Origin of the sequence: Xanthomonas cissicola, assembly GCF_008801575.1 — a bacterium.
Lineage (GTDB): Bacteria > Pseudomonadota > Gammaproteobacteria > Xanthomonadales > Xanthomonadaceae > Xanthomonas > Xanthomonas cissicola.
Genome location: NZ_VZPL01000199.1, coordinates 1 through 1,130 on the forward strand (window position 1 = coordinate 1; position 1,130 = coordinate 1,130).

At 55.0% G+C, this 1,130-nt stretch carries 1 protein-coding gene and 1 pseudogene; both read left to right on the top strand.

The annotated features are described in order from the left end of the window. Positions 1-118, top strand: a pseudogene (locus tag F7R02_RS25485) (IS5-like element ISCARN85 family transposase); the annotation flags it as partial. Positions 119-147: 29 nt separating this feature from the next. After that, positions 148-1,130 (top strand): ankyrin repeat domain-containing protein (locus F7R02_RS25490; protein ID WP_235900997.1); only part of this gene is annotated, 983 nt, incomplete at its 3' end.

The following is a 1,130-nucleotide window of genomic DNA, read 5'->3' on the forward strand; positions in this document are numbered from 1 at the left end:
ACTGTTCCGTCGCTTGAAAGGCTACCGCCGGATTTTCTCGCGCTTCGAGAAGCTGGATGTCATGTTCCTTGGATTCCTCAGCTTCGTCCTAGTCGTTGATGGGCTTCGGATGTGTTAACAGGCCCTAGAAGAAATATTAGACAAGCAGTGAAGCAGGGAAGCGAGACATATGTGCAGTCGCTTTGTCAGGCTCAGGGTGACATCGATGCTGCGGCACGCTACGCCGTTGAGGTAGCGATCAAGAGCGGCAAAGAAGGCTTGGTTGATCAACTGGTGCCACTGTTGTCGAAGTCGTTTGCGGTCTATCCGCTTGATGTGGCTGCCAAGGCGGGTTCGGTGCGGGCAGTTGAGCAGCTCATGGCGTTTTGCGACGCAGAGGATGACGAGGCATTGGTGCTTGCTGCCAGGCACGGGCACACGGAGTGCGTCAAACGCCTGCTCAAAGAATGCAATCCTCTTCAAAGCGACTCTCAGGCGTTGTATGAAGCCGCGCTCCATGGCCACGCAGCTGTTGTCTTTCAGTTGGTCATTTTCTCAGACGCCAAGGCCCAGGACAGCCGGGCGCTGATCGCCGCTTGTCGGGAAGGCCACTTGGAAGCGGTCAAGCATTTGCTGCCTTTTTCATCGAAGATCCAATGTGCGCTGCATGGCTTTGCGGCGGCGGCCGAGAACAATCATGTCGACGTCGTTGAATTCTTGATCGAAGCTGGTCTTCCGGATCCGGAAGACACCTTTTCGTTGGGTCTCAACGTCGCTGCTGCGAAAGGTCATGAACAGCTGGTGCGGACGATACTTTGGGCGATCGTCAGAACAGGGCATGCGCCACGAGACTTTGGCGAGAACGCACTGTTCGCTGCAGCAACGAAGGGCGATGCAGGAATGGTCAAGTCGATCTTGGAGTTCGCCCACAAGACCGCCTATCCAGAGGCCGGCTTGTTTGCTGCACTCCAAAATGACCATGATGAAGTGGCGGATGTTCTGGTTCGCCGAGTGAACCTAGATAACGTGCGCGAATTGATCTCGGACGAAGAGATCGAAGCCAAGCTTGATGAAGCGATTGCCAGACTTGACGCTACGAAGCAGCACAGAGAGCTTCAATCCAACGAGCGCAAGAGATTTGCGCAGAGCAA